The sequence below is a fragment of the Polaromonas sp. CT11-55 genome (assembly GCF_047303325.1).
GTDB lineage: Bacteria > Pseudomonadota > Gammaproteobacteria > Burkholderiales > Burkholderiaceae_C > Polaromonas.
In genome coordinates, this window is sequence record NZ_JBKBEX010000002.1 from 319846 (window position 1) to 345315 (window position 25470).

General features: G+C 65.4%; 24 protein-coding genes. 4 read left to right on the plus strand and 20 right to left on the minus strand.

Annotated features, from left to right (window positions below; genetic code table 11):
• Positions 1–13: 13 nt before the first annotated feature.
• The 9 genes from ACEN8I_RS03415 to gabT all read right to left on the minus strand — a co-directional run bounded on the left by ACEN8I_RS03415 (position 14) and on the right by gabT (position 9180).
• The gene (locus tag ACEN8I_RS03415) at positions 14–1492 is read right to left on the minus strand and encodes an NAD-dependent succinate-semialdehyde dehydrogenase (protein WP_413326282.1); all 1479 of its coding nucleotides are present in this window, start codon (positions 1490–1492) and stop codon (positions 14–16) included.
• Between the two features lie 217 nt (positions 1493–1709).
• Positions 1710–2813 carry an ABC transporter substrate-binding protein gene (locus tag ACEN8I_RS03420; protein WP_413326284.1) on the minus strand — a complete coding sequence of 368 codons (1104 nt, stop codon included), beginning with the start codon at positions 2811–2813 and terminating at the stop codon, positions 1710–1712.
• Complete coding sequence (locus tag ACEN8I_RS03425) at positions 2810–3091, minus strand: cupin domain-containing protein (RefSeq protein ID WP_413326286.1); 282 nt, start codon at positions 3089–3091, stop codon at positions 2810–2812. Before ACEN8I_RS03425 ends, ACEN8I_RS03420 begins: the two co-directional genes overlap by 4 nt.
• Complete coding sequence (locus ACEN8I_RS03430; protein WP_413326288.1) at positions 3088–3483, minus strand: nuclear transport factor 2 family protein; 396 nt, start codon at positions 3481–3483, stop codon at positions 3088–3090. The genes ACEN8I_RS03425 and ACEN8I_RS03430 overlap by 4 nt, the downstream gene beginning before the upstream one ends.
• Before the next feature lie 35 nt (positions 3484–3518).
• Positions 3519–4346 (minus strand): ABC transporter permease, encoded by an 828-nt coding sequence (locus tag ACEN8I_RS03435; protein WP_413326290.1) that lies wholly within the window; start codon positions 4344–4346, stop codon positions 3519–3521.
• 48 nt (positions 4347–4394) lie between these two features.
• Complete coding sequence (locus tag ACEN8I_RS03440; RefSeq protein WP_413326292.1) at positions 4395–5648, minus strand: ABC transporter permease; 1254 nt, start codon at positions 5646–5648, stop codon at positions 4395–4397.
• Positions 5649–5666: 18 nt separating this feature from the next.
• Positions 5667–6704 (minus strand): ABC transporter substrate-binding protein, encoded by a 1038-nt coding sequence (locus ACEN8I_RS03445; RefSeq protein WP_413326294.1) that lies wholly within the window; start codon positions 6702–6704, stop codon positions 5667–5669.
• A gap of 71 nt (positions 6705–6775) precedes the next feature.
• Positions 6776–7861, minus strand: coding sequence for an ABC transporter ATP-binding protein (locus ACEN8I_RS03450; RefSeq protein ID WP_413326296.1), 1086 nt, complete (start codon positions 7859–7861; stop codon positions 6776–6778).
• A gap of 26 nt (positions 7862–7887) precedes the next feature.
• Positions 7888–9180, minus strand: a complete 1293-nt coding sequence (gene gabT / locus ACEN8I_RS03455) for a 4-aminobutyrate--2-oxoglutarate transaminase (protein ID WP_413326298.1) — start codon at positions 9178–9180, stop codon at positions 7888–7890.
• 183 nt (positions 9181–9363) lie between these two features.
• Here gabT and ACEN8I_RS03460 point away from each other — a divergent pair, with 183 nt between their 5' ends.
• Positions 9364–10779: a PLP-dependent aminotransferase family protein gene (locus ACEN8I_RS03460; RefSeq protein ID WP_413326300.1), complete on the plus strand. Its 1416-nt coding sequence runs from the start codon at positions 9364–9366 to the stop codon at positions 10777–10779.
• A gap of 30 nt (positions 10780–10809) precedes the next feature.
• On the opposite strand, the gene ACEN8I_RS03465 is transcribed toward ACEN8I_RS03460, so the two are convergent.
• The 9 genes from ACEN8I_RS03465 to ACEN8I_RS03505 all read right to left on the minus strand — a co-directional run bounded on the left by ACEN8I_RS03465 (position 10810) and on the right by ACEN8I_RS03505 (position 18677).
• Positions 10810–11478 (minus strand): GntR family transcriptional regulator, encoded by a 669-nt coding sequence (locus ACEN8I_RS03465; protein ID WP_413326302.1) that lies wholly within the window; start codon positions 11476–11478, stop codon positions 10810–10812.
• Positions 11441–12460, minus strand: a complete 1020-nt coding sequence (locus tag ACEN8I_RS03470; RefSeq protein ID WP_413326304.1) for a branched-chain amino acid ABC transporter permease — start codon at positions 12458–12460, stop codon at positions 11441–11443. The genes ACEN8I_RS03465 and ACEN8I_RS03470 overlap by 38 nt, the downstream gene beginning before the upstream one ends.
• 4 nt (positions 12461–12464) lie before the next feature.
• Positions 12465–13367, minus strand: coding sequence for a branched-chain amino acid ABC transporter permease (locus tag ACEN8I_RS03475; protein WP_413326306.1), 903 nt, complete (start codon positions 13365–13367; stop codon positions 12465–12467).
• Between the two features lie 63 nt (positions 13368–13430).
• Positions 13431–14633, minus strand: coding sequence for an ABC transporter substrate-binding protein (locus ACEN8I_RS03480; RefSeq protein ID WP_413326308.1), 1203 nt, complete (start codon positions 14631–14633; stop codon positions 13431–13433).
• Positions 14634–14702: 69 nt separating this feature from the next.
• Positions 14703–15428 carry an ABC transporter ATP-binding protein gene (locus ACEN8I_RS03485; RefSeq protein ID WP_413326310.1) on the minus strand — a complete coding sequence of 242 codons (726 nt, stop codon included), beginning with the start codon at positions 15426–15428 and terminating at the stop codon, positions 14703–14705.
• Complete coding sequence (locus ACEN8I_RS03490) at positions 15421–16179, minus strand: ABC transporter ATP-binding protein (RefSeq protein WP_413326312.1); 759 nt, start codon at positions 16177–16179, stop codon at positions 15421–15423. Before ACEN8I_RS03490 ends, ACEN8I_RS03485 begins: the two co-directional genes overlap by 8 nt.
• Positions 16180–16193: 14 nt before the next feature.
• Positions 16194–17486: an FAD-dependent oxidoreductase gene (locus tag ACEN8I_RS03495; protein WP_413326314.1), complete on the minus strand. Its 1293-nt coding sequence runs from the start codon at positions 17484–17486 to the stop codon at positions 16194–16196.
• A complete protein-coding gene (locus ACEN8I_RS03500; protein WP_413326317.1) occupies positions 17483–17752 on the minus strand; it encodes a 2Fe-2S iron-sulfur cluster-binding protein in 270 nt (89 codons plus the stop codon). Before ACEN8I_RS03500 ends, ACEN8I_RS03495 begins: the two co-directional genes overlap by 4 nt.
• A 10-nt stretch (positions 17753–17762) precedes the next feature.
• Positions 17763–18677 carry a dihydrodipicolinate synthase family protein gene (locus ACEN8I_RS03505; RefSeq protein WP_413326319.1) on the minus strand — a complete coding sequence of 305 codons (915 nt, stop codon included), beginning with the start codon at positions 18675–18677 and terminating at the stop codon, positions 17763–17765.
• 359 nt (positions 18678–19036) lie between these two features.
• Between ACEN8I_RS03505 and alaS the strand changes: the two genes are divergently transcribed.
• The gene (gene alaS / locus ACEN8I_RS03510; RefSeq protein WP_413326322.1) at positions 19037–21661 is read left to right on the plus strand and encodes an alanine--tRNA ligase; all 2625 of its coding nucleotides are present in this window, start codon (positions 19037–19039) and stop codon (positions 21659–21661) included.
• A gap of 86 nt (positions 21662–21747) precedes the next feature.
• Here alaS and egtD read toward each other — a convergent pair whose 3' ends face one another.
• Positions 21748–22776 (minus strand): L-histidine N(alpha)-methyltransferase, encoded by a 1029-nt coding sequence (egtD, locus tag ACEN8I_RS03515; protein ID WP_413326324.1) that lies wholly within the window; start codon positions 22774–22776, stop codon positions 21748–21750.
• Between the two features lie 300 nt (positions 22777–23076).
• Entirely contained in the window at positions 23077–23589 is a 513-nt protein-coding gene (locus tag ACEN8I_RS03520) for an N-acetyltransferase family protein (protein ID WP_413326326.1), read from the minus strand.
• A gap of 186 nt (positions 23590–23775) precedes the next feature.
• Here ACEN8I_RS03520 and ACEN8I_RS03525 point away from each other — a divergent pair, with 186 nt between their 5' ends.
• Entirely contained in the window at positions 23776–24228 is a 453-nt protein-coding gene (locus ACEN8I_RS03525) for a TlpA family protein disulfide reductase (RefSeq protein WP_413326328.1), read from the plus strand.
• A 102-nt stretch (positions 24229–24330) separates the two neighbouring features.
• Positions 24331–25446 (plus strand): transglutaminase-like domain-containing protein, encoded by a 1116-nt coding sequence (locus tag ACEN8I_RS03530; RefSeq protein ID WP_413326330.1) that lies wholly within the window; start codon positions 24331–24333, stop codon positions 25444–25446.
• The last annotated feature ends 24 nt before the right edge of the window (positions 25447–25470 follow it).

Here is a 25470-nt window from a genome sequence, read left to right on the forward strand (position 1 = left end):
AGGGGGAACCAGTTTAGCGCTGGATGTCGCCCAGGCACAGGTACTTCATCTCAAGGTACTCTTCGATGCCGTGGCGCGAACCCTCGCGGCCCAGGCCCGACTGCTTGACGCCGCCGAAGGGCACGTGCTCGGTGGCGATCACGCCCGCGTTGATGCCCACCATGCCGTATTCCAGCGCCTCGGCCACGCGGTAGATGCGGCCGATGTCGCGGCTGTAGAAATAGCTGGCCAGGCCGAACTCGGTGTTGTTGGCCGCGTCGATCGCCTCCTGGTCCTTGTGGAAGCGGAACACCGGCGCGAAGGGGCCGAAGGTTTCTTCCCTGGCGCACAGCATGTCGGCGGTGGCTTCGGAGATAACGGTTGGCTCGAAGAACTGGCCCTTGATCTTGTGGCCGCCCGCGAGCAATTTGCCGCCCTTGGCCACCGCGTCATCCACATGGCGCTGCACTTTCTCGACGGCGGCGTCCTCGATCAGCGGACCCTGCACCACGCCGTCCTCGAAGCCGTTGCCGACCTTGAGCGCCTTGACCTTGGCGGCGAATTTCTCGACGAACTGGTCATAAATGCCGTCCTGCACATAAATGCGGTTGGCGCAGACGCAGGTCTGGCCGGCATTGCGGTATTTGCTGGCCATCGCGCCTTCGACGGCGGAGTCCACATCGGCGTCGTCGAACACGATGAAGGGCGCGTTACCGCCCAGTTCCAGCGCGAGTTTCTTGATGCTGGGCGCGCTTTGCGCCATCAGGATGCGGCCGACTTCGGTGGAGCCGGTGAAGCTGATGTGGCGCACCACGTCGCTGGCGCAGAAGACCTTGCCCACGGCGATGCTGTTGGCGCCGTCGGCCGTCAGCAGGTTGAGCACACCGGCCGGGATGCCGGCGCGCACGGCCAGCTCGGCGGCGGCCAGGGCCGTCAGCGGTGTGAGCTCGGCCGGCTTGATAACCACCGGGCAGCCGGCGGCCAGGGCGGGGGCGACCTTGCGCGTGATCATGGCCAGCGGGAAGTTCCAGGGCGTGATGGCGGCGCACACACCGATGGGCTGCTTGATGACCATCAGGCGGCGGTTGTTGTCGAACTGCGGCAGGGTCTCGCCGTTGACGCGTTTGGCCTCTTCGGCAAACCATTCGACGAAACTCGCGCCGTAGGCGATCTCGCCCTTGGCCTCGGCGAAGGGCTTGCCTTGCTCGGCCGTCATGATGCGGGCCAGGTCTTCCTGGTTGGCCATCAGCAGCTGGAACCACTTGAGCAGGATGGCGTGACGTTCCTTGCCGGTCTTGCTGCGCCAGGCGGGCCAGGCGGCGTTGGCCGCGGCAATGGCGGCTTCCGCGTCCTGCGGGCCCAGGTTGGCCACGTCGGCCAGCTTCAGCCCGGTGGCCGGGTCGTTCACGTCAAACCGGGCCTTGCCCGCAACCCATTGGCCGTTGATCAGCGCGTCGGTTTTCAGGAGGCTGGGGTCTTTGAGCAGGGAAATGGGGGAAGTTTTCATGTCCATGAGCGGGAGTCCTTAAAGCGGGGGAGGAGAGAAGGAGGAATGCGGGAGGAGAGCGAAAGGGATGCAAAAGAAGAGCAAAGGAGCGGGAAACCGTCGGGTGATTTTGACAGCTTTCCAATGGAGGCACGGGCCGCAAGCGTGTATGCGACCCGGGGAAAGGGTTTCAGTGCGAAGGGTATTGCCGGGGGGCGCCTTCGCACCTCCCGGCGTTCGGGTGCTATTTCATGTGCTGGGCAAACTGCTTTTCCAGCGCAGCCCCGCCGGCCTTCGTCCAGAAGGCCGGATCAAAGGCCAGCGAGCGGCGCATGTTGCCGGGCGCCGAGGGCAGGTCGCTGCCGGCCATGGACAGGTCCGTGACCGGTGCGCTGGCAGCCGGGCGGCTGCGGCCGGTGTCATAACGCAGGATGGCGTTGAAGTGTGTGGGGCCGTAGGGAATCTCGCGCGAAAAGGCCAGTTGCGCTTCTTCCGAGGTGGCGAAACTGATGAAGGCGCGCGCCTGCTCCAGCCTGGGCGTGCCCTTGATGATGACCCAGTAGTCCAACTCGTACACGGCATCGGCCCAGGAAATGGCCAGCGGGCTGAGGCGCTCGCGGTTGGCAGCGGCGATGCGGCCGTTGAAGGCGGTGGACAGCGTGGTTTCGCCGGAAGCCAGGCGCTGGGGCGGCTGGGAGCCCGACTCCCACCAGATGATGTGGGGTTTGAGCTGCTCGAGCTTGGCCAGGGCGCGCCGGGCGCCCGCCTCGGTGGCCAGCATGGCGTACACGTCGCGGCGGTGCACGCCGTCGGCCATCAGCGCGATTTCCATGTTGTAGCGCGCGCCCTTGCGCAGCCCCCGCTTGCCGGGAAAGCGCTGCACGTCCCAGAAGTCTTGCCAGCTGCGCGGCGCCTCCTTGAAGCGGCCCGGCTCGTAGGCCATGACGGTGGCCCACACGAATGCGCCGACGCCGCACTCCTGCACGGTGCCCGGCAGCAGCATGCCGGCATGGGGAATGCTGCCGCGGTCCATGCGCTCGAAGAGGCCGGCATCGCATCCGGCCTTCAGGTCGGCGGATTCCACTTCGGCCACATCCCATTCGTTCTTGCGTTCCTTGACCATGTTGCGAATGGCCGGGAGGTCACCCGGATATTCAACCCCCCGCGCTTCGGTTTTGTAGGCTGCCTTGAAGGGCTGGATGAAGGCCGCGTCCTGCGCCTTGCCGTTGGCCCCGCCGAAGTTGGCGACGGTCAGCCCTTGCGCGGGGATTTGAACGGGGCTCTGGGCGTGCGCCGGCAGCACCAGGCTGAAGGCTGCAATGAGCGTGGATAGATGGTGCGTTTTCATGGGAGCATGCCTTTCAATTCGATTTCCACAAACCGGAATTCGTTCGTGCCTGTGTTGATGACGTTGTGCGCCACGCCCGCGGGCCGCGCATACGCTTGCCCCGCGCACAGGGTGACGTCTGACCCGCCTATGCCCAGGGTGCCGTCCGTCAGCGGTACCACCACGTAGGGGCGGGTGTGGACGTGATGGCCTGTTTCGGCGCCCGGCGCAAAGCGCCATTCGGTCACGACGACCCGCTCGTCGTCGACGTGCATGAGTGCGGTGGCTTGGAGCGTCATGGTGCGCTGCCCTCCAGGTGGAAGGCCTTGGAGGTGATGCGCCAGCCCTCATCGGTGCGAAGGTAGCCCAGGTGGTCGACGAACACTTTCTGGTTGATGCGCACTCGCACCTTGACCATGGCCTGCCGGTTCGACACCACGTCGATCAGCAGGATTTCCTGCTCCCGCGGCGCGCCTGAAAGCAGCGGGGAGATGCGGGTCGCCAGAATCTCCCGGTAGGCCGAGGTGGGCCATACCACCAGCGCATCATCCGTGAAGCCGTGGAGTTGCGCCGTGGGATGAAAGACGTTGTCGAACTGCGCGACGTCGCAGTCGTACATGAGTTGGAAATATCGCTCGACTGCGGCGGGCAGGTTGCCGATGACCTCGGCCCGGGTGTTGTGTTGCTGCATGCTTATCCTTTAATGAAGAAGAGGCCGCAGTGCGGTCAGCGGCGCCGCCCGCGCAGCCACTCCAGCAGCAACAGGAGGGTGGTCGTGAAAATGATCAGCAAGGTGGCCACCGCCGCGATCGTTGGGGAGATGTTTTCCCGGATGCCGTTGAACATCTGGCGGGGCAGGGTAGCCTGGTCCGTGCCGGCCAGGAACAGCGTGACCACCACTTCGTCGAAAGAGGTGGCAAACGCGAACAGTGCGCCGGAGATCACGCCCGGAGCGATGACCGGCAGTGTGATCCTGAAGAAGGTTCGCAAGGGCGTTTCGCCAAGGCTCAGTGATGCCCTGACCAGGTTGCGGTTGAAACCCGCAAGCGTTGCCAGCACGGTGGTGAGCACGAAAGGCGTGCCCAGCGCCGCGTGCACGGCGATCAGGCCCAGGTAGCTGTCGGCCAGGCCGAGCGGCGCGAAGTAGAGGTAGGTGGCCACCCCTACCACCACGATGGGCACCACCATCGGCGCGATGAGAATGCCCATGAGCAGGCTCTTGAAGCGAAAGTGGGTGCGCGACAGGCCCACCGCGGCCATCGTGCCGAGCGTGGTGGCGATCAGTGTGGCGGCGGGCGCCACGATGAAGCTGTTCTTCGCGGCGCGGGCCCATTCGGGCGAATCCATCAGGTTGCGGTACCACTTCAACGACCAGCCCGGGATGGGGTAAGCCAGGAATGAGCTGTCGGAAAAAGACAGCGGCACCACGACCAGGATGGGCGTCAGCAGAAAGATGAGTATGGCGACGCAAGCGGCACGCACCAGCCACCAGCCGGCTTTGTCGGCCGTGGTGGCATAGCGCGGGAAGACGGGGCCGTTGATGAGTTTGTGCATGGCGGATGAAGAGTGGAAAGCTGCGGAGGGTCTGTAGCGTGAGGGGTATCAGCCCATGCTGAGTTCGGCCTTGCCGATGCGCCGGTAGACGCCGTAAAGAACCATGGTGGCGGTCAGCAGCAGCGCGCCCAGCGCGCAGGCCATTCCCCAATTGACCTGCACATTGGTGTACCGCGCGATGTAATAACTCAGCATCTGGTCGTCCGCGCCGCCCAGCAGGGCAGGGGTCACGTAGTAGCCGATGGACAGGATGAACACCAGCAATGCCCCGGCGCTGATGCCCGGGTAGGTTTGCGGCACGTAGACGCGAAAGAATGCGGCCAGGGGAGCGCTGCCCAGCGAAACCGCGGCCCGCACATAGGTCGGCGGCACGTTTTTCATCACGCTGTAAAGCGGCAGGATCATGAAGGGCAGCAGGATGTGCACCATGGCGATCACCACACCCGCGCGGTTGAACAGAAGCGGCAGGGGGCTGTCTATGAGGCCCATGCCCATCAGCCCGCGATTGACCAGGCCTTCCGATTGCAGCAGCACGATCCAGGCGGCCACCCGGACCAGGATGGAAGTCCAGAAGGGCACCAGCACCAGGATCATCAGCAGGTTCGCCTTGCGCGCTGGAAGCGAAGCCAGCCACCAGGCCAGCGGATAACCCAGCGCCAGGCAGAAGAGCGTGACGATAAAGCTGATCTGGAAGGTGCGCAGCAGGATGGGGCCGAAGGCGCGCAGCTCGGGCGGCATGCGCTCGATATCACCCTGGCTGCCCCGCCGCAGGTCCACCGATGCCAGCAGGTAGTCGGGCGTCCAGCGGGAACCGTTTTTGGCGATCGCTTGCCAGAAGGGCGGGTCCGCCCAGCGCGGATCGAGCTGGAGCAGCCGGTCCCGTATTTCCTCGGGAGAGCCCGTGACGGGCAAGGCGCGAAACGCGCCCATGACCAATGAGCGAGCGCCGGGCACTTCAGAGTTGAGCCTTCGCGCAAGCGCACCGGCATCGGAGCTGTCTGGAAGGTGGCCCAGGTCTTGCACCAGCGCCGCGTAGCTTGCGGCGGCCGGTGGCGCCTCGGGGCTCCAGCCCTCAAGGCTTTTCACCGTCCGGGGCAGCGCTGTCGCCACCTCCGGGTTTTCAACGGCGCGCTGAAGCAGCGCCGCGATAGGAATGAGCAAGGTCAGCAGGAGAAACACCAGCAGGGGCACTGTCAGGGCGAAAGCGCGCCATTTGCGCCGCGCCTCGGCCCGCGACAGCGCCTGGCGCAGCGCGCGGGCGTCTTCACCCGTCAGGGCTGCTTTGCTGGTGGAGCTGGTCATGCTGGCTTGCTCCGGGTTTTACTGCGTGGCCCAGGCGGCGAAGCGTTTTTCCAGCGCTTCGCCCTGGTCGGCCCAGAAGCCGACGTTCATCTGGATGGCTTCTTTGGCGTTGGCCTGCGAGGTCGGCAGGTCGTCCAGCACCTTCTTGTCCAGCTTGGCCAGGGCCTTGGTGTTCACGGGGCCGTAGGCGATGTTCTGCGCGTACACGGCTTGCGTGGCGGGCTGGCTGGCGAAGGCGATGAATTTCATCGAGGCGTCCTTGTTGGGCGCGCCCTTGGGGATGACCCAGTAGTCCAGGTCGTAGATGCCGCCGGGCCAGTAGATTTTCAGATTGCGGCCTTCGCGGTTGGCGGCGTCGATGCGGCCGTTGTAGACCGTGCTCAGGGCGACGTCACCGGCCACGAGGAATTGCGCGGGCTGGGCGCCGGCTTCCCACCACTGGATGCTGGGCTTGAGTTCGGTCAGCTTGCGGAATGCGCGGTCGGCACCGTCCTTGGTGGCCAGGACCTTGTAGACGTCGGCCGGCTTGACGCCGTCGGCCATCAATGCGAACTCCAGGTTGTAGCGGGCGCCCTTGCGCATGCCGCGCTTGCCGGGAATCTTTTTGGTGTCCCAGAAATCGGCCCAGCTGGCGGGGGCTGTCTTGACCTTGTCCGCGTTCCAGGCCATGACGGTGGACCAGACAAAAACACCGACGCCGCAGTCGTGCACGGCGGCGGGAAGGAAGTCCGCCTTGGCGCCTATCTTGCTGAAGTCGATCTTTTCGAACAGCCCTTCGTCGCAGCCGCGCTGGACGTCGGGCGACTCGACCTCGACCACGTCCCAGGTGACCTTCTTGGTCTCGACCATGGCCTTGATCTTGGCCTGCTCGCCGTTGTATTCGCCGGCGATGACTTTGGTGCCCGTCTTTTCGTAAGGCTCGTAATACGCCTTCTTTTGCGCGTTGGCGTTGGCGCCGCCGAAGTTGATGACGGTGATCTGCTGCTGCGCCAGGGCTGGCAGGGCCAGGCAAGAAGCCGCCGTGATGGCGATGATGTTTTTCTTCAGGGTAGTCATGGGGTGAGTCCTCGGTGGTTGATGAAAGAAACGCGTGAAAAAGAAAGGCAAAAAGTGTGGTGCGGGCGCGGTCAGGTGCCGTAAATCCGCGTAAATGCCGCGGGGAATTCCAGGTGAACGGCCTCCCCGGGCTGCGGCGATACCAGGCCGTCCAGCGCGATCAGGGGCAGCTTCACTGTGGCTTCGGCCTGGCCTTCGCCAAGGTCGCAGAGCAGGCGCAGGTGGTCACCGAAATAGATGACCCGCGCGACGCGCGCGGCGAGCACGTTCGCCAACGCGGGCAGGGGCTGGCGGTGCAGCACGATGCGCTCGGGCCGGATGTAGGCCTCCACCTGCGCACCGGCAGGCGCCTGGTTGACGTTGATGCCGCCCAGGACGCGGCCGTCCGGCAATTCGATGCCGGCGGTGCCGGCTTTGCCCTTGAGTACCGTGCTGTCACCGACGAAGCCGGCGACAAAACGGTTGGAGGGCGTCTCGTACAGCGCCTCCACAGGGGCCAGTTGCTGGATCACACCATCGTTGAACACCGCCACGCGGTCGCTCATTGTCAGCGCTTCGCCCTGGTCGTGGGTGACGTAGACAAAGGTCACGCCCAGCTGCTTGTGCAGTTCTTTCAGCTCGATCTGCATGTGCTCGCGCAGCTGCTTGTCGAGTGCGCCCAGGGGCTCGTCCATCAGCACCAGCTGGGGCTCGAACACCAGCGCCCGCGCCAGGGCCACGCGCTGCTGCTGGCCGCCGGAAAGCTGGCCGGGCAGGCGGTCGGACATGCCCGACAGGCGGACCATGTCGAGCGCGCGCTGCACGCGGCTTGCCTGGTCGGCCTTGGAGACCTTGCGCACCGTGAGCGGATACGCCACGTTCTGGCCCACGGTGAGGTGCGGGAACAGCGCGTAGTTCTGGAACACCATGCCGAAGTTGCGCTTGTGCGGCGGGGTGCCCGTGATCTGCGCGCCGCCCAGGAAAATCTCGCCGGCCGTGGGGGACTCGAAGCCGGCAAGCATCATCAAGGTCGTGGTTTTCCCGGAGCCCGAAGGGCCCAGCAGGCTCAGGAACTCCCCGCGATGGATGTCGAGGTCAAGCTGCTGCACGACAAGCTGCTCGCCGTCATAGGTTTTCTGCACGCCTGCAAAGCGTACGAGGACATCGTGATCAGTCATCGTTTTTCCTGAGCTGGTCACGGAGATCAACGCGTTGCGGCGAAGCTGTCGGCCAGGATTTTCAGACCTTCGTCGAGCAGCGCGTCGGACGCCGTGAGGGGAACGAGAATGCGGATCACATTACCGTAGGTGCCGCAAGAGAGCAATATCAGCCCGCGCCGGGCGGCCTCGGCCACCACGCGCTTGGTCAGGGCCGCGTCAGGGCGGGCGAGGTCCCCGTTTTCGAAGAGCTCTATGGCGATCATGGCGCCCAGGCCGCGCACGTCGCCTATGGACTTTTCCGTTTCGGCGATGGCGCGCAGGCCCTTGACCAGGTGGGCGCCCAGAGTTTTGCTGCGATCCAGCAGCTTTTCTTCCTGAAAGGCCTTGAGCACGGCAAGCGCCGCGGCGCAGCCGATGGGGCTGCCGGCATAGGTGCCGCCCAGGCCGCCGGGGCCGGGCGCGTCCATGACTTCTGCGCGGCCGACCAGGCCCGAGATGGGGAAACCGCCGGCCATCGATTTGGCGATGGCGATCAGGTCGGGGGCCACCGGCCACTGCTCGCTCGCGAACCAGGTGCCTGTGCGTCCCGCGCCGGTCTGGACCTCGTCGGCGATCAGCAGGATGCCGTGGCGGTCGGCCAGGGCCTTCAGGCGGCTGATGAATTCGGGTGGGGCGACGTAAAAACCCCCTTCGCCTTGCACCGGTTCAATGATGAAGGCCGCCACGCGTTCGGGTTCGACGTCGTTTTTGAGGATCTGCTCGACCGAATGCAATGCCTGGTCGATGCTCACGCCGTGCAGGGCGTTGGGGAATTCGGCATGGAACACCTCGCCGGGGAAGGGGCCGAAGCCCAGCTTGTAGGGCGCCACCTTGCCGGTCATGCCCAGCGTCATGTTGGTCCGGCCGTGGTAGCCGCCGGTGAAGGCGACCACGCCGGGGCGCTTGGTGTAGGCCCGCGCCACCTTGACCGCGTTCTCGACCGCCTCGGCGCCGGTGCTCAGCAGCAAGGTTTTTTTGGCGAAGTTGCCGGGCGCCAGGGCATTGAGCTTTTCCGCCAGTTCGACGTAGGGCTCATAGGCGACGACCTGGAAGCAGGTGTGCGTGTAGAGGTCGAGCTGGGCCTTGACCGCGGCAATGACTTCGGGATGCAGGTGGCCGGTGTTGAGCACGGCGATGCCGCCGGCGAAGTCGATATAGCGGCGGCCTTCCACGTCCCACAGTTCGGCGTTTTTCGCCCGGCTGGCAAAAATCTCGTGTGCCTGGCCGACGCCGCGCGTCACTGCTGCTTGGCGGCGCGCCATCAGGGCGGCGTTGGTGGAGGTTTGGTTTGGCTGCATGATGAAGGTGGTTTCAAGGTTTAAGTAGGGAACGGGGTGGACTTTAAAATTCGGCGCCAGCCCAGTCCATGTACAGCTTTGCGTGCTTTTCAGCACACTGTGCGGGTCTAGAATCCTGTACATGGATACCCCAACCTGGTGCATGAGGATTGCGATGCACAATTCGCCCTTTTTGGTTTTTTGATGCTCACACTTCGCCCGGAACTGCAGACCCCCCTGGTGAGCCAGATCGTTGACGGCCTGCGTGGGATGATTGCCGGGCAGGCGCTGAAACCGGGCGTCAAGCTGCCCTCCATCCGTGGTTTTGCCGCCATGCACGGCGTCAGCGTGTTTACCGTGGTGGAGGCCTATGACCGCCTGGTGGCCCAGGGCTGGCTTGTTTCCCGGGCCAATGCCGGGTTTTTCGTCAAGCGCCGGGGTGACGAGGGGGCATCAGGTACGCCCTATGCCCAGCCCCCGCAGCCGAAATTCGACGCACGCTGGTACCTCAAGCAGATATTCGAAAACCGCAACCTGCCGATGAAGCCCGGCTGTGGTTGGCTGCCCCACGATTTCCTGTTTGGGGACGCGCTGCGCCGCAGCATGCGGCAGCTGTCGGTGGACGGCTCTTCCCTGGAAGGTTACGGCCTGCCACATGGGCATATGGCGCTGCGCATGGTCATTGCGGAGGCCCTGGCAGAAAACCAGATACCGGTTGAGGTGAGCCAGGTGCTGCTGACGCAGGGCTCCAGCCAGGCGCTGGACCTGGTGGCCCGGCAGCTCCTCAAACCGGGAGACACCGTGCTGGTGGACAACCCGGGTTATCCCAACCTGATGTTCATGCTGCGTTTTCTGGGCGCCAGGCTGGTGGGTGTACCGCGCACCCCCACGGGCTATGACCTCGCCGCGCTGGAGGCGCTGCTGGTCGAGCACAAGCCCAAGGCCTTTTTTACGCAGCCCCGCCTGCAGAGCCCGACCTGCTCCATCGCCTCGGCGGCCCATCTGCACCGCCTGCTGCAGCTGGCCGAGGCGCATGATTTCATGCTGGTGGAAAACGATATCTACGCCGACATGGACCCGACCTCGCGCTCCACGCTGGCCAGCCTGGACCAGCTGCGGCGCGTGGTGTACATCGGCAGCTTTTCCAAAACAATTTCGCCGAACCTGCGCGTGGGCTACCTGCTGGCGCGCGGCGACCTGATCGAGGACCTGGCCCAGCTCAAGATGATCTCGGGGCTTACCTCTTCGGATATCGCCGAGCGGCTGACTTTCGGCGTGGTCACCGACGGCCGCTGGCGCAAGCACCTCAAGTCGCTTCGCGAGAAGCTGGCTTTGGCGCACCGCAAAACCGAAAAGAACCTGAGCAGCCTGGGGTTTGAGCTTTTCCATGAACCGGGGGCCGGCATGTACCTGTGGGCCCGGCACCCTGACCTCCCGGACGGCGCGGAGCTGTCCAAGGAGGCCACGCCCGAGGGCATCATGCTGGGGCCGGGGCAGCTGTTCCTGATGGACCCCCATCCCACGGGCTGGCTGCGCTTTAACGTGGCCTTCAGCGACGATGAGCGCATATGGCGCTTCCTGTCCCACCGCATTGAGCTGGGCCAGCAAGCCGCCCAGTAGCCGCCCGGGGCCCGGGCTTTTGGCGAGGCCTCAGATCTCGATGACGCGGCGGGCGAAGCCCTCAAGGTAATCCATCAGCTTGTTCGCGCCCAGCACCGCGGCGGCCCCGTCGCCGGTGGCGATGCCCTGGGCCAGCTCCATGTGAAAGCGCGCCCCTTCGGCGATCTCGCCCTCGTGCTGGTAGGCGTACCAGAAGCGCCGGCACTGCACGATCAGCGGCACCACGCTCTTGACGGCCGAGCTGTTGCGGCAGGCCTCGTGGTTGACCAGGTCCAGCTCGTGGTCGGCCGCCATATAGGCCTCGAGGTTGGCGCGCTCGGCGGCCTTGACCATCTTGGCCGCGCAGCCGACGATGGCCTTGCGCTGGGCTGCCGTGGCGCGGCGCGCCGAACACGCGGCGATCACGCCCTCGAGCACGCGCCGCGTGAGGATCACGTCCAGGTGGTCGGCCAGGTCGATGTTGGAAACCAGCAGGCCGCGCCGGGGTTGTTGCACGATCAGGCCTATGGAGACCATGCGCAGCAGCGCCTCGCGCACCGGGGTGCGGCCCAACTGGGTGCGCTGGGCGAGGTCGGCCTCGACCACGGGGGCGCCGGGCTGCAGCTGCAAGGTGGCGATCATGGCTTCGATCGCGTCATAGGCGACGTCGGCGGCCCGGCGTTTAGGGGCTGTTGGCGGTGCGGTCGTGGACAGGGACATGGTGTTGTTGGGCATCTCGGCGTTGCAGCAGGGCCTGCCATTCGCCGACCAGGCCGCGCCGGAAGAACGATACACAGACGATGAAGGTCAGGCCTATGAGCACGGTTACCACGCCGCCCAGGGCGGCAAGATGGTTCTGCAGGCTGACCACCAGGGTGGAGCCTACCACGGGCCCCCAGCTGGTGCCTAGCCCTCCGAGCAGCGTCATCAGCAGCACTTCGGTTGAGGTGCTCAGCATCACGTCGTTGAGCGCGGAAAGCTGCAGCACCAGCGCCTTCAGCGAGCCGGCCAGCCCGGCCAGCGCGGCCGACAGCATGAAGGCGTAGAGCTTGCAGCGGTCGGTGTCGTAGCCCAGCGAGATGGCGCGCGGCGCGTTGTCGCGCAGCGCCTTGAGCGCCTGGCCGAAGGGCGAATGCACGATGCGGTGTATGGCCAGGAAGGCCGCGACGAACACCGCCAGCGTGAAGTAATACATGTTGTTGTCCACCGAGAGGTCGACCAGGCCCAGCAGCTTGCCGCGCGGGATGCCCTGCATGCCGTCCTCGCCGCCGGTCCAGGGGATCTGTACCGCCAGGAAGTAGGCCACCTGCGAGAGCGCCAGGGTGATCATCGCGAAGTAGATGCCGGTGCGGCGTATCGCCAGCGTGCCTATCAGCCAGCCTATGGCCGTGGCCACCGCCATGCCCGCCAGGATGGCGAGCTCGACGGGAAAGCCCGCCGACCCAAAGCGGATCATCAGGATGCCGGTGGTGTAGCCGGCCCAGCCGAAGAAGGCCGCGTGGCCGAAGGACACCAGGCCGGTGAAACCGATCAGCAGGTTGAAGGCCAACGCGAACAGCGCGTAGCACAGCACCTTCATGATGAAGACCGGGTAGGCGATTTCGGGGAAGGCCGGCACCAGCAGCGCGGGCAGCAGCAGCGCCAGCAGGATACGCACGGGCATGGGCACGGGCATGGGAATGTGGGTGAGCAGGGATTTCATGGCTTCAGTGCTCCTTGCCGAAAAGGCCGGCGGGGCGCGTCAGCAGCACCACCGCCATGATGACGAACACCACCACGGTGGAGGCCTCGGGGTAAAACACCTTGGTGAGGCCTTCGAGCAGGCCCAGGGCCAGGCCGCTGACGACCGCGCCCAGGATGGAGCCCAGCCCGCCTATCACCACCACCGCGAACACGATGTTGAGCAGGTTGGCACCCATGAGCGGGTTGACCTGCATGATGGGTGTGGCCAGCACGCCGGCGATACCGGCCAGGCCCACGCCGAAGCCGTAGGTCAGCGTGATCATCAGCGGGATGTTGACGCCGAAGGCCTGCAGCAGCTTGGGGTTCTCGGTGCCGGCGCGCAGCAGGGCGCCCAGCCGGGTTTTCTCGAACAGGAACCAGGTGCAGCCGCAGATCAATATCGAGGCCACCACCACGAAGCCGCGGTAGAGCGGCAAATACATAAACCCCAGGTCGACGCCGCCCTGCAGCAGCGCGGGCGGGTCGTAGCTGGCGCCCGAGATGCCGTAGAAGTGGCGGAACACACCTTCGAGCACCAGCGAGACGCCGAAGGTCAGCAGCAAGCCGTAAAGGTGGTCCAGGTGGTAGAGCCGCTTGAGCAGGGTTTTTTCGAGCAGCACCCCCAGGCCGCCGACGATGAGGGGCGCCAGCACCAGCGCCGCCCAGAAGTTGATCTTGAACTCCGGGCCCAGCAGCAGCGGCAGCTGCGAAAAGCCGATCCAGGCCAGGAAGGCGGCCACCATGAACTGCGCGCCGTGCGCGAAGTTGATGATGTTGAGCAGGCCGAAGATGATCGCCAGGCCCATGCTCAGCATGGCGTAGAAGCAGCCGTTGATCAGGCCCACCAGCAACTGGGCCAGCAGGGACTGCATCGGGATGTCAAACATGATGTGTGTTTCGTCGGTGGCGCGGCGGCCGCCCCCTGGCCTGCCGCCGCGCGCGAGATGGAGTTACTTGCCGGCCTGGCAGGCGGGGTTGATGGGCGGGAACACGTCGGCGCCCTTGAGCACGGACTTGACCTTGTAGTAGTCCCAGGGCGCTTTCGACTCGGTCGGCGTCTTGACCTGCAGCAGCAGCATGTCGTGGACCAGCGCGCCGTCCTCGCGCAGCTTCCCCTTGCGGATCACCGCGTCGTCAATGGTCATCTTGCGCAACTGCGCCATCACGGCCTTGGCCTCGTCGGTGCCGGCGGCCTGCACGGCCTTGAGGTAGCTCAGCGTGGCCGAGTAGACGCCGGCCTGGGCGGCGGTGGGCATGCGCTTTTGTTTCTCGAAGAATTTCCTGGACCAGGCGCGCGAGCGCTCGTCGTAGTCCCAGTAAAAGGCTTCGCTCAAATACATGCCCTGCGCCTTGTCCAGGCCTATGCTGTGCACGTCGGAGATGTAGGTCAGCAGCGGCGCGACCACCTGCTTGCGCGTGATGCCGTATTCATTGGCCTGCTTGATGGCGTTGACCGTGTCGTTGCCGGCATTGGCCAGCGCGATGACGTCGGCCTTGGAGGCCTGGGCCTTGAGCAGGAAGGACGAAAAGTCGTTGCCGGGGAAGGGGTGGCGCGAGCTGCCGACCACGCTGCCGCCGTCGGCCTTGATGACTTCGGTCGCGTCCTTTTCAAGCGAATGGCCGAAGGTGTAGTCGGCGGTGACGAAGTACCAGGTCTTCTTGCCCTCCTTGACCAGCGCGCGCGCCGTGCCGGCCGCCAGCGCGTAGGTGTTGGTGGTCCACTGCGCGGTCAGCGGCGTGCATTTTTCGCCAAGGATCGCGGTGGCCAGGCCCGAGGAGGGCATGACCACGCGGTTTTTCTGCCGGGCGATTTCCATCACGGCCAGCGCGGTGGAGGTGGTGGGGAAGTCCGTCACCATGTCGACCTTGCCCTGGTCGAACCAGCCGCGCGCCAGGTTGGCCGCCACATCGGGCTTGTTCTGGTGGTCGGCGAAGACCAACTCGACCGGCTTGCCCAGCACCTTGCCGCCCATCTCCTCGATGGCCATGCGCGCCGCCGTGACCGAGCCCTGGCCGGACAGGTCGGAGTAAATGCCCGAGAGGTCGTTGAGCACGCCTATCTTCACGACGTCATCGCTGACCTGGGCGTGGACGGACAGGGACGAAAGGGCCGCGCAGGCCGCCAGGCAGACGGAGAGTTTGCGAAATTGCATAAAGGGCTCCATGGGTTAAGGAAAAAAGCAAAGGAGATGGGGGAGAGGGGGAAGGGAAAGGGTGAAAACTCAGATGCCGAGCAGCTCGTCAAGCCGGCCTTGCCGGGCCTGGACCTCGCGCTGCTCCATGACTTCAACCACCTGCCCGTGTTCGATCACGTAGTGGCGGTCCGCCAGGTGTTTGGCGAAACGGAAGTTCTGCTCCACCAGCACGATGGTGAAGCCGCGCGCCTTGAGTTCGCGTATCACCTGGCCGAGCTTTTGCACGATCACGGGCGCCAGGCCTTCGGTGATCTCGTCGAGCAGCAGCAGCTGGGCGCCGGTGCGCAGGATGCGCGCCATCGCGAGCATCTGCTGCTCGCCGCCCGACAGCCGCGTGCCGGGGCTGGCGGCGCGCTCCTGGAGGTTGGGAAACATGGCGTAAATCTGCTCAAGCGACATGCCGCCTTCGCCGACCTTGGGCAAGAGCAACAGGTTTTCCTCGGCGGTCAGCGAGGCATAGATGCCCCGCTCTTCGGGGCAATAACCCAGCCCCAGGCGGGCAATGCGGTGCGGCGGCAGGCCGATGGTTTCCTTGCCCGCCACGCGTATCGAGCCGGTGCGTTTGCCGACCAGCCCGAGGATGGCGCGCAGCGTGGAGGTGCGGCCCGCGCCGTTGCGGCCCAGCAGGGTGATGCATTCGCCGGCCTTGACGTCCAGGTTGATGCCCTGCAGCACATGCGATTCGCCGTACCAGGCGTGCAGGTCGCGTATGGTGAGCATCGCTTCGCCGGTATGGTGGAGGGGTTCAGGCATCTTCTTCGACTCCCATATAGGCTTCACGCACGGCCGGGTTGGCGGAGACCTCGGCATAAGGCCCCTCGGCCAGCACCTCGCCGCGCTGCAGCACGGTGATGGTGTCGCTGATGTCGGCCACCACCTTCATGTTGTGCTCCACCATCAGCACCGTGCGCTGCGCCGAGACCTGCTTGATCAGTTGTTTGATGCGGTCCACGTCTTCGTGGCCCATGCCTTGCGTGGGCTCGTCGAGCAGCAGCAGTTCCGGGTCCAGGGCCAGCGTGGTGGCGATCTCCAGCGTGCGCTTGCGGCCGTAGGGCAGGTCGCCGGCGAGCAGCGCGGCAAAGCGGGCCAGGCCCACCTGCTCGAGCAGGGCCATGGCCGGCTCGTCCAGCTTGCGCATGGCCGCGATCGACTGCCAGAAGTGGTATTCCACGCAGAGCTTGCGCTGCAGCGCGATCTTGACGTTGTCCAGCACCGAGAGCTGCGGGAACGCGGCCGAGATCTGGAAGGAGCGCACGATGCCGCGGCGCGCGGTCTGCGCGGGTTTTTCCTGCGTGATGTCGGCGCCGTTAAAGAGGATTTTTCCTTCGGTCGGCGTGTGGAACTTGGTCAGCAGGTTGAAGACCGTGGTTTTGCCGGCGCCGTTCGGGCCTATCAGCGCGTGGATGCTGCCGCGCCGCACGCGCAGGGCGACGTTGCGCACGGCGACAAAGCCGCGGAACTCCTTGGTCAGTCCCTGTGTTTCGAGAATGATGTCCTGTGGCATGGTGGTGGGCGTTTTCAGTCGGTGGTGTGTGGGCTTGCCAGCGTGGCGATGCGCGCGGGCGACAGCGGCGGCCTGGGCGCGGGCGGCGTCCAGCCGAAAAGAAAATGCGCCGCCGCGCCGCAGACGCGGCCCTGGCAGGCGCCCATGCCGCAGCGCGTGTGCAGCTTGGCCTCGGTCCAGCTGCCGCAGCCGGCGAGCGCGGCCTGCGTCACGTCTTCGCAGCGGCAGACCAGGGTGTCGGGCCGCGCCAGGGTCTTGAGCGAGGGCGCCAGCGCGAAGTGCCGCTGCAGCTGCGCGGCAAAGGCTTGCCAGTGCGCGCGGTCCGCGTTGTGGCGCTGCGCGGCGGCGTTGTCCCCCACGGCCGCCAGTCCGGCGATGCGGCCCTGCGCGAGCGCGCGCTCACTGCCTCCCACGCCTGTGCATTCGCCAGCCGCGTAAATACCAGCCACGCTGGTCGCCTGCAGACTGTCAACGGCCAGGGCCTGCGCGCCGCTGCCCGCTGGCGTCAGCGCGCAGCCCAGCAACTGGCCCAGCTCGGTGTTGGGCACCAGGCCGAAACCGCAGGCCACGCGGTCGCAGGCGATCTCGGTCTCGCGGCCGGCATGCAGCAGGCGCGCGGACTGAACGCGGCCCTCGCCTTGCGCCGAGACCACGCAGGTACTTGTGCGGTAGCGCGCGCTGGCCAGGCCCAGGGCTTGTGTGGCCTTGCCCGGCCAGCGCAGCAACTGCGCCGCAAAACCCGCGACGGCCGGCAGGCCTGCCTGCTCGGCGATGCGAACAACTTTTGCGCCGGCGCGCCGCGCCGTGTCGGCCGCCACCAGCAGCAGCGGGCCGCTGCCGGCGATCACGATGCGTTCGCCCTCCACCGGCAGGCCGGCCTTGACCAGGGCCTGCAAACCGCCGGCGCCTGTGACGCCGGGCAGCGTCCAGCCCGGGAAGGGCAGCAGCAGTTCGCGCGCGCCCGTGCACAGGATCAATTTGTCATAAGGCTGAACCCAGCCTTGTTTGGTGTCTTCCAACAGTAGCGCGCTGCTGCCGGCCAGGCTGACCACGCGCGTGCCGCAGAGCAGGCGCACGTTGGCGCAGCGTGCCAGCGCCTCGCGCATGCGCAGCGCCTGCGGCGTCAAATGGGCCCCCGGGCCGTCGCGCCAGATCTGGCCGCCGAGGACCGGGTTGTCGTCCAGCAGCGTGATGCGGGCGCCGCTGGGCGCGGCGGCCAGCGCGGCCGCCATACCGGCCGGGCCTGCGCCGACGATCAACAGCTCGCACGAGGGTGCGGGGGGTGCGGGCTTGTCGGGAGCGTTCATGGATTCTGTCCTCCAGCTTGAAGCCCGGTTTCCACGCGCAGGCCGTCGCTGCACAGGGTCTGGCAGGCCAGGCGGCGCTGCCCGTCTATGTTGAGCCGACACTCATGACAGATGCCCATGCCGCAAAAAGGCGCGCGCGTCTCGCCGGACACGGACACGCGCGCGCAACCCGGTGCACGAAATGCCAGCGCGGCGGCCACGCTGGTGCCCGCCGGCACACGCAGCGGCAGGCCGTCGAGCAGGATTTCCACGCTGCCGGGTTTCATGGCGCTTCGCTCAGGGAACGGACTGATACTGCGCCGGCCGTGTGGCCAGGGCTTTTTTGACAATGGCTTCGACGAATTCGCGCTCGGCGCCTATCAGCGGGAGGCGCGGGCGGCGCATGTGCTCGGTGCCCACGCCGACCAGCGCGTCGATGAGTTTGAGGTTTTGCACCAGCTTGGTGGAAACGTCCAGGTGCAGCATGGGCGTCATCCACTGGTAGAGCTTGAGCGCCTCGGCAAACTTGCCGGCTTTCATGAGGTCATACAGCGCCACGGTTTCGCGCGGGAAGGCGCAACCCACGCCGGCCAGCAGGCCGTCGCAGCCCAGCGCCAGGCCTTCGTAGGCCAGGTCGTCCACGCCGAGGAAGAGCTGGTAGCGATCACCCACCGTGTTGCGCAGGTCGGTGATGCGGCGGATGTTGTCGGTGCTCTCCTTGATGGCGACCAGCCATTCGCAGTCGGCCAGCTCGGCCATGTGCTCGGGCTTCAGGTCCACCCGGTAGGCGACCGGGTTGTTGTAAATCATGACCGGCTTGCGCGCGGCCTCGGCCATGGTGCGCACATTGAGCATGGCTTCGCGCGCGTCGGCCACGTAGATCACCGAGGGCATGACCATAAAGCCGTCCACGCCGAGCTGGTTGGCGCCGGCGATATAGCGCAGCGCCTCGCGGGTGCTGGTCTCCGACACATTGGCCAGCACCGGGATGCGGCCTTTGCTGGCGTCCAGGGCGATCTTGGCGACCTGGAGTTTTTCTTCCAGCGTCAGCGTGCTGGCCTCGCCCAGCGAGCCGCAGGTCACCAGGCCGTGGATGCCGTTGCGGATCTGGAAATCGATGTGCCGGGCCGTGCCTTCGGCGTCAATGCTTTCGTCGGCGTGGAATTTGGTGGTGACGGCGGGAAAAATGCCTTGCCAGCGGGGGTTGTTCAAGGGAGTGCTCCTAAGGATGAGGGTGAAAACTGCTTGGATATAAATATATTAAGAAAATATTTAAATTATCTTTATAGGGTATTAAGCAGCTTGCGTGCCAGCAAATTTCGCGCTAGGTGAGGGCCTGGATGCCTGTTTTTGGGGCCGTCATGCGGCCTGGCTTGCCCCCCGGCGCCGGGGCGGTGCGCCGGGCACCGCCTTGATGCGCCGGCCCTGCGCGGGGCTTGGCCTGGCGCCGGGGCTGCCCAAGGGGTCCACGCCTATAATCGAATGTTCAAGTAAATCAAGCGCTTAGGTGGGTTCGACGCAGTGGTGAGGTCGCCGGCGGCCGGCCACCTTGCCAGACCACAAAATCCAAGATGAGCCAGCCCACTTTCACCGTCGCCGACATCCGCAAGACCTTCCTCGATTTCTTCGCGTCCAAGGGGCACACCGTGGTGCCCTCCAGCTCGCTGGTGCCGGGCAACGACCCGACGCTGATGTTCACCAATTCCGGCATGGTGCAGTTCAAGGATGTGTTCCTGGGTACCGACAAGCGTCCTTATGTGCGCGCCGTGTCCGTGCAGGCCTGCCTGCGCGCCGGCGGCAAGCACAACGACCTGGAAAACGTGGGCTACACCGCGCGCCACCACACCTTCTTCGAGATGCTGGGCAACTGGAGCTTTGGCGACTACTTCAAGCGCGAGTCGCTCAAGTGGGCCTGGGAACTGCTGACCGAGGTTTACAAGCTGCCGCCCGAGCGCCTGATGGCCACGGTGTATCTGGAAGACGACGAGGCCTACGACATCTGGACCAAGGAAATCGGCCTGCCGCCCGAGCGCGTGATCCGCATCGGCGACAACAAGGGCGGCCGCTACAAGTCCGACAACTTCTGGATGATGGCCGACACCGGGCCCTGCGGCCCATGCTCTGAAATCTTTTACGACCACGGCGACCACATTCCCGGCGGCCCGCCCGGCAGCCCCGATGAAGACGGCGACCGCTTCATCGAAATCTGGAACAACGTGTTCATGCAGTTCGACATGGCGGCCGACGGCAGCGTCACCAAACTGCCCGCGCCCTGCGTGGACACCGGCATGGGCCTGGAGCGCCTGGCCGCCATCCTGCAGCATGTGCACAGCAACTACGAAATCGACATCTTCGAGGCGCTGATCAAGGCCGCCGCGCGCGAAACCGGCGAGAAGGACCTGGGCAACAAGTCGCTGCGCGTGATCGCCGACCACATCCGCGCCACCGCCTTCCTGGTCAGCGACGGCGTCAACCCGTCCAACGAGGGCCGCGGTTATGTGCAGCGCCGTATCATCCGCCGCGCGATCCGCCACGGCTACAAGCTGGGCAAGAAGACACCTTTCTTCCACAAGCTGGTGGCCGACCTCGCCAAACTGATGGGCGACGCCTATCCCAAGCTCAGGACCGACGAAGCCCGCATCACCGCCGTGCTCAAGGCCGAGGAAGAGCGCTTCTTTGAAACGCTGGAAATCGGCATGACCATCCTGGACACGGCGCTGGCCGGCGGCGCCAAGGTGCTGCCGGGCGAGGTGGCCTTCAAGCTGCACGACACCTACGGCTTTCCACTGGACTTGACCAACGACGTTTGCCGCGAGCGCGATGTTCAGGTCGATGAAGCCGGCTTCAAGGCCGCGATGGACAAGCAGAAGAACCAGGCGCGCGCGGCAGGCAAGTTCAAGATGGACCGCGCGCTCGAATACACCGGCAGCGGCAACACCTTTACCGGCTACGAGCTGCTCGAAGAACCCGCGAAAGTGGTGGCGCTTTATGCCGACGGCGTGGCCGTGCAGGCCCTCAATGCCGGGCAAAGCGGTGTGGTCGTGCTGGACACCACGCCCTTTTACGCTGAAAGCGGCGGCCAGGTCGGCGACCAGGGTCGCATCACCGCGGCCGGCGCCAGCTTCGCGGTGGACGATACGCAGAAAATCCGCGCCGATGTGTTCGGCCACCACGGCACGCAGGAAGAGGGCACGCTCAAGGTCGGCGATGCGGTGAAGGCGCAGGTCAATACGGCCGTGCGCGCCGCCACCGTGCGCAATCACAGCGCCACCCATTTGATGCACAAGGCGCTGCGCGAAGTGCTGGGCGAGCATGTGCAGCAAAAGGGCAGCCTGGTGAACGCCGAACGCACCCGCTTTGACTTCGCGCACGGCGCGCCGGTCACCGACGCGCAGATCCGCGAGATCGAAGCTCGCGTCAATGCCGAAATCCTCTCCAATGTGGCGACCGACGCCAGCGTGATGGACATGGAAGCCGCGCAAAAAAGCGGCGCCATGATGCTCTTCGGCGAAAAATACGGCGACCGCGTGCGCGTGCTGACCATAGGCTCGAGCAAGGAACTCTGCGGCGGCACCCATGTGGCGCGCACCGGCGACATTGGCCTGTTCAAGATCGTGGCTGAAAGCGGCGTGGCCGCCGGCGTGCGGCGCGTGGAAGCCGTCACCGGCGAAAACGCGCTGGCCTATCTGCAGTCGCTGGAATCCACGGTGCAGGCCGCGGCCGGCTCGCTCAAGGCCAGCCCCACGGAACTGCAGGGCCGCATCGGCCAGGTACTGGACCAGGTCAAGACGCTGGAAAAGGAAATCGCCGCGCTCAAGGGCAAGCTCGCGTCTTCGCAAGGCGATGAGCTGCTCACGCAGGCGGTGGACGTCAAGGGCCTCAAGGTGCTGGCCGCGAAACTCGAAGGCGCCGACGCCAAGACCTTGCGCGACACCATGGACAAGCTCAAGGACAAGCTCAAGACCGCCGTCATCGTGTTGGCCGCGGTCGACGGCGACAAGGTGCAGATCGCCGCGGGCGTGACGGCCGACAGCGTGGGCAAAGTCAAGGCCGGCGAACTCGTGAACTTTGTGGCCCAGCAAGTCGGCGGCAAGGGTGGCGGCAAGGCCGACATGGCCATGGCTGGCGGCACGGATGCGTCCAAGCTGGGCGATGCGCTGAAGTCGGTGCAGGCCTGGGTGGGCGAGCGCGCCTGACGCGCTCCCGCTTCAAAAAGCGCTTCAAAAACAAGGCCGGTTTCCCCGAGGGGAACCGGCCTTTTTCTTTTGGCGAACTGGTTTGTTTACACCGCAGCCCAGAACACCGCGAACCAGCTGTTGGGATCGGTCCAGTATTCGATGTGCCTGAAGCCGGCCTGCCGCAGCAAGGCCGTCATGCCCTGCACCGTGTACTTGTAGGAGCACTCGGTGTGTATGCGCTCGCCGGCCTGGAAGCTGCGCTCGTGGCCGGGCCAGCGCACCGTCAGTTCATCCGTCGCTTCCAGGTGCATCTCGATACGCGACTCCCTGGCATTGAACAGCGCCACATGGCGCCATTGCCGCAGGTCAAAGTCCGAGCCCAGCAAGTCATTGATGTTGAGCAGCAGGTTTTTGTTGAAGGCGCCGGTGACGCCCAGCGCGTCGTCGTAGGCGGCTTCCAGGCGCGCCGTGTCCTTGACCAGGTCTATGCCCAGCAGCAGGCCGCGCGCCTTGCCCTGCGCCGGGTCGGCGATGTGCTCCAGGAACTGCAAGGCCTGGCCGGGGTGGAAATTGCCCAGGCTGGAGCCGGGGTAGAAAAACACCCGCTCATGCGCCTGGACTTCGCCCGGCAGGGCCAGCCCGGCCGAGAAGTCCATGCCCAGGCCGACGATGTCGAGCGCCGGAAAGTTGTTTTGCACCTGCTCGGCCGCATCGCGCAAAAAATCGACCGAGATATCGACCGGCACGTACTGGCGCGGCTGCAGGTGGGGGATCAGCGCCATGGCCTTGGCGCAGTTGCCCGCACCCAGGTCGATCAGGCAGGGTTGTTTGATGCCCGCCTCGGCCAGCGTGGCGGCGATGTGCGTTCGCGCCGCCTCGAAGATGCCGGCTTCGGTGCGCGTGGGGTAGTACTCGTCCAGGCCGGTAATGGCCTCAAAGAGCTTGGAGCCCAGCGCGTTGTAGAAGAATTTGGGCGACACGGCGGCCGCCGGGGCCAGCAGTGCTTCAGTCAGTTCCTGCACCGTTGCATGCATGGCCTGCGCGTCGCTGTCCGGACGGTAGAGGTCAATGAATTGCGGGGACGCGGGAGGCAGCTGGAGCGAGAGGGCCGAGATGTTGAGTGGTAGGTTCAAGATTCGCCTTGGCTACGGTTATTTGGTAATGACGTTATGACGACGTGTTGACGTTAGATTTAAAAGCCGTTCGGAAAGAGTGTTTGTAGGACTGAATCGCTTTGGGTGCAAGCGGCGCCGGCCAAATGCTGTCCTATATAGGGTTCGCGCCGCCAGGTGGATTGAACGCCGTGCTGTTTTTTGCAGCGGCGTGCGGACCCCCTGTGGCATTTGGTCGCCCCAGGCTGTCATTTCTTACAAAAAAGCTCTTACAAAGAGCCGGCGCCGCTGACCAGTGCCCTCATGCCCGCGCGGGCGGGCTTATGGCGTCGGCAGGGCCTGGCTTGTGGGCTCGGTCCCCTGTGCAAACTGCCTGAGGGTGTCACCGGCCATGCGGTAGCGCACCCATTCGGCTTGTGGTTTGGCCCCCAGCGACTGGTAAAACTGGATGGCCGGCTCATTCCAGTCCAGCACACTCCATTCGAAGCGCCCGCAGCCGCTGTCAAAAGCCAGCTTTGCCAGGTGGCGCAACAGCCGCTTGCCGGCGCCGCTGCCGCGGTGTTTGGGTGAGACGTACAAATCCTCCAGGTACATGCCTTTGCGGCCCAGCCAAGTGGAATAGCTCAGGAAGTACACCGCATAACCCACGGGCTGGCCGTCTATTTCGCAAATCAGGGCCCGGGCGGGTGTGCCCTGCTCAAACAGGCTGCGCTCAATGTCCGCAGCGCTCGCAATGACCTCATGCTCCGCTTTTTCATAAATGGCCAGTTCGACAATGAAGGCGTGGATCAGTGCGGCGTCGCGCGCTTGCGCGTCCCGGATATCGATGTTCATGAAGCTTCCCGTGATGGATGTGAAGACGCCCGTACGGATGCAGGCATCCCCGGGCTCGGTTACCCTAGCACCCATCCTACCAATGCTGGGCCCATGCCGATTCCGCCTTCCTCCCGTCGCCATCTTCTGCAACAGGCGCTTGCCATCAGCGCCGGTGCCGCCGTGTTTCCGGCGAGGCCACAGGGCTTGACCGGCCCTGCGTATGAAGTCAGCCCCTGGGGCGGCCCGGTGTCCGCTTTCGCGCTGGTCGACACCAACGGCAAGACCTGGTCGCCCGCCGACCTGCGCAGCCGGGCCGTGCTGCTGAATTTCTGGGCCAGCTGGTGCGAACCCTGCCGTGCCGAGATGCCCACGCTGCAACAGGTGGCGGATTTTTACGGGCCCGAGAAACTGCTGGTGCTGGCCATCAACTTCAAGGAGCCGGCCGCGCGTGCCCTGCAGTTCGCCAAGACCACGGGCGTGACCCTGCCCGTCCTGCTGGACCTCAAGGGCGAGGCGGCGCGCCGCTGGGGGGTGAAGGTGTTCCCGACGACGCTGATGCTGGACAGCGCGGGCCGGCCGCGCCTGCGCGTGAAGGGCGAGGTCGACTGGACCGGGCCCGCGGCTGCGAAGCTGATTGACGGCCTTCTCAAGCCTTGAACATGGCCGCCGCAAGGCAGGGGCGATAATTGCAGCCTGACATCCCGGGGCATCTTTACCTGCCGCGGTGCACGTCGCCCTCACCCCACCCGGAGATCCTTTATGACCACCGTACGCCGAGCCTTCCTGAAAAGCGGCGCCGCAGCCGCCATGGCCGCCGCCTTGCCATCCCTCAACTTCGCCCAGACCGGAGCCCCCAGCCGCCGCCACTTCGCGCCCCAAAGCGGCGCCTGGCGCACTTTTGACGTGACGACGCGTGTGGACATCCTCAAGCCGCAAGGCGTGACCAAGGTCTGGCTGCCGATTCCCTCGGTCAACAGCGACTACCAGCATTCGCTGGGCAACAGCTTCTCGAGCAACGGCAGCACGCTGCTGGCGCAGGACGGCCGCGACGGCGCGAAGATGCTGTATGCCGAATTCCCGGCCACGGAGGCCAAACCCTTTGTGGAACTGACCAGCCGCGTGCAAACCCAGGGCCGTGCCATCGACTGGTCGCAGAAAACCGCCGCGGCCGAAAGTGCCGACACGCTGCGCTATTTCACGCGCCCGACCACGCTGATCCCGACCGACGGCATCGTGCGCAAGACCGCGCTGGCGGCCACCCAGGGCGCGAAGACCGACGTCGAGAAAGCGCAAAAGCTGTATGACTGGATCGTCGCCAACACCTACCGCGAGCCCAAGGTGCGCGGCTGCGGCGAGGGCGACATCAAGACCATGCTGGAAACCGGCAACCTGGGCGGCAAGTGCGCCGACCTCAATGCGCTGTTCGTGGGCCTGTGCCGCTCGGTGGGTCTGCCGGCGCGCGACGTCTACGGCATACGCCTGGTGCCCTCGGCCTTCGGCTACAAGGAGCTCTCGGGCAACCCGGCCGGCCTCAAGGGCGCCCAGCATTGCCGCTCCGAGGTCTACCTCAAGGGCCACGGCTGGGTGGCCATGGACCCGGCCGACGTAGCCAAGGTGATGCGCCTGGAAACGGCGGACTGGATCAAGACCACCACCGACCCGGTGGTGGCGCCCGTGAACAAGGCGCTGTTCGGCGGCTGGGAAGGCAACTGGATGGCCTACAACACGGCGCACGACCTGGCCCTGCCGAAGTCGGCCGGCGAGAAGCTCGGCTTCTTTATGTACCCCATTGGCGAAAACGCCGCGGGGCGTTTTGACTCCTACGCGCCGGACGACTTCAAGTACCAGATCACGGCCAAAGAAATCGCCGCCTGAGCCCGGCGCACCGGCCGCAACAAT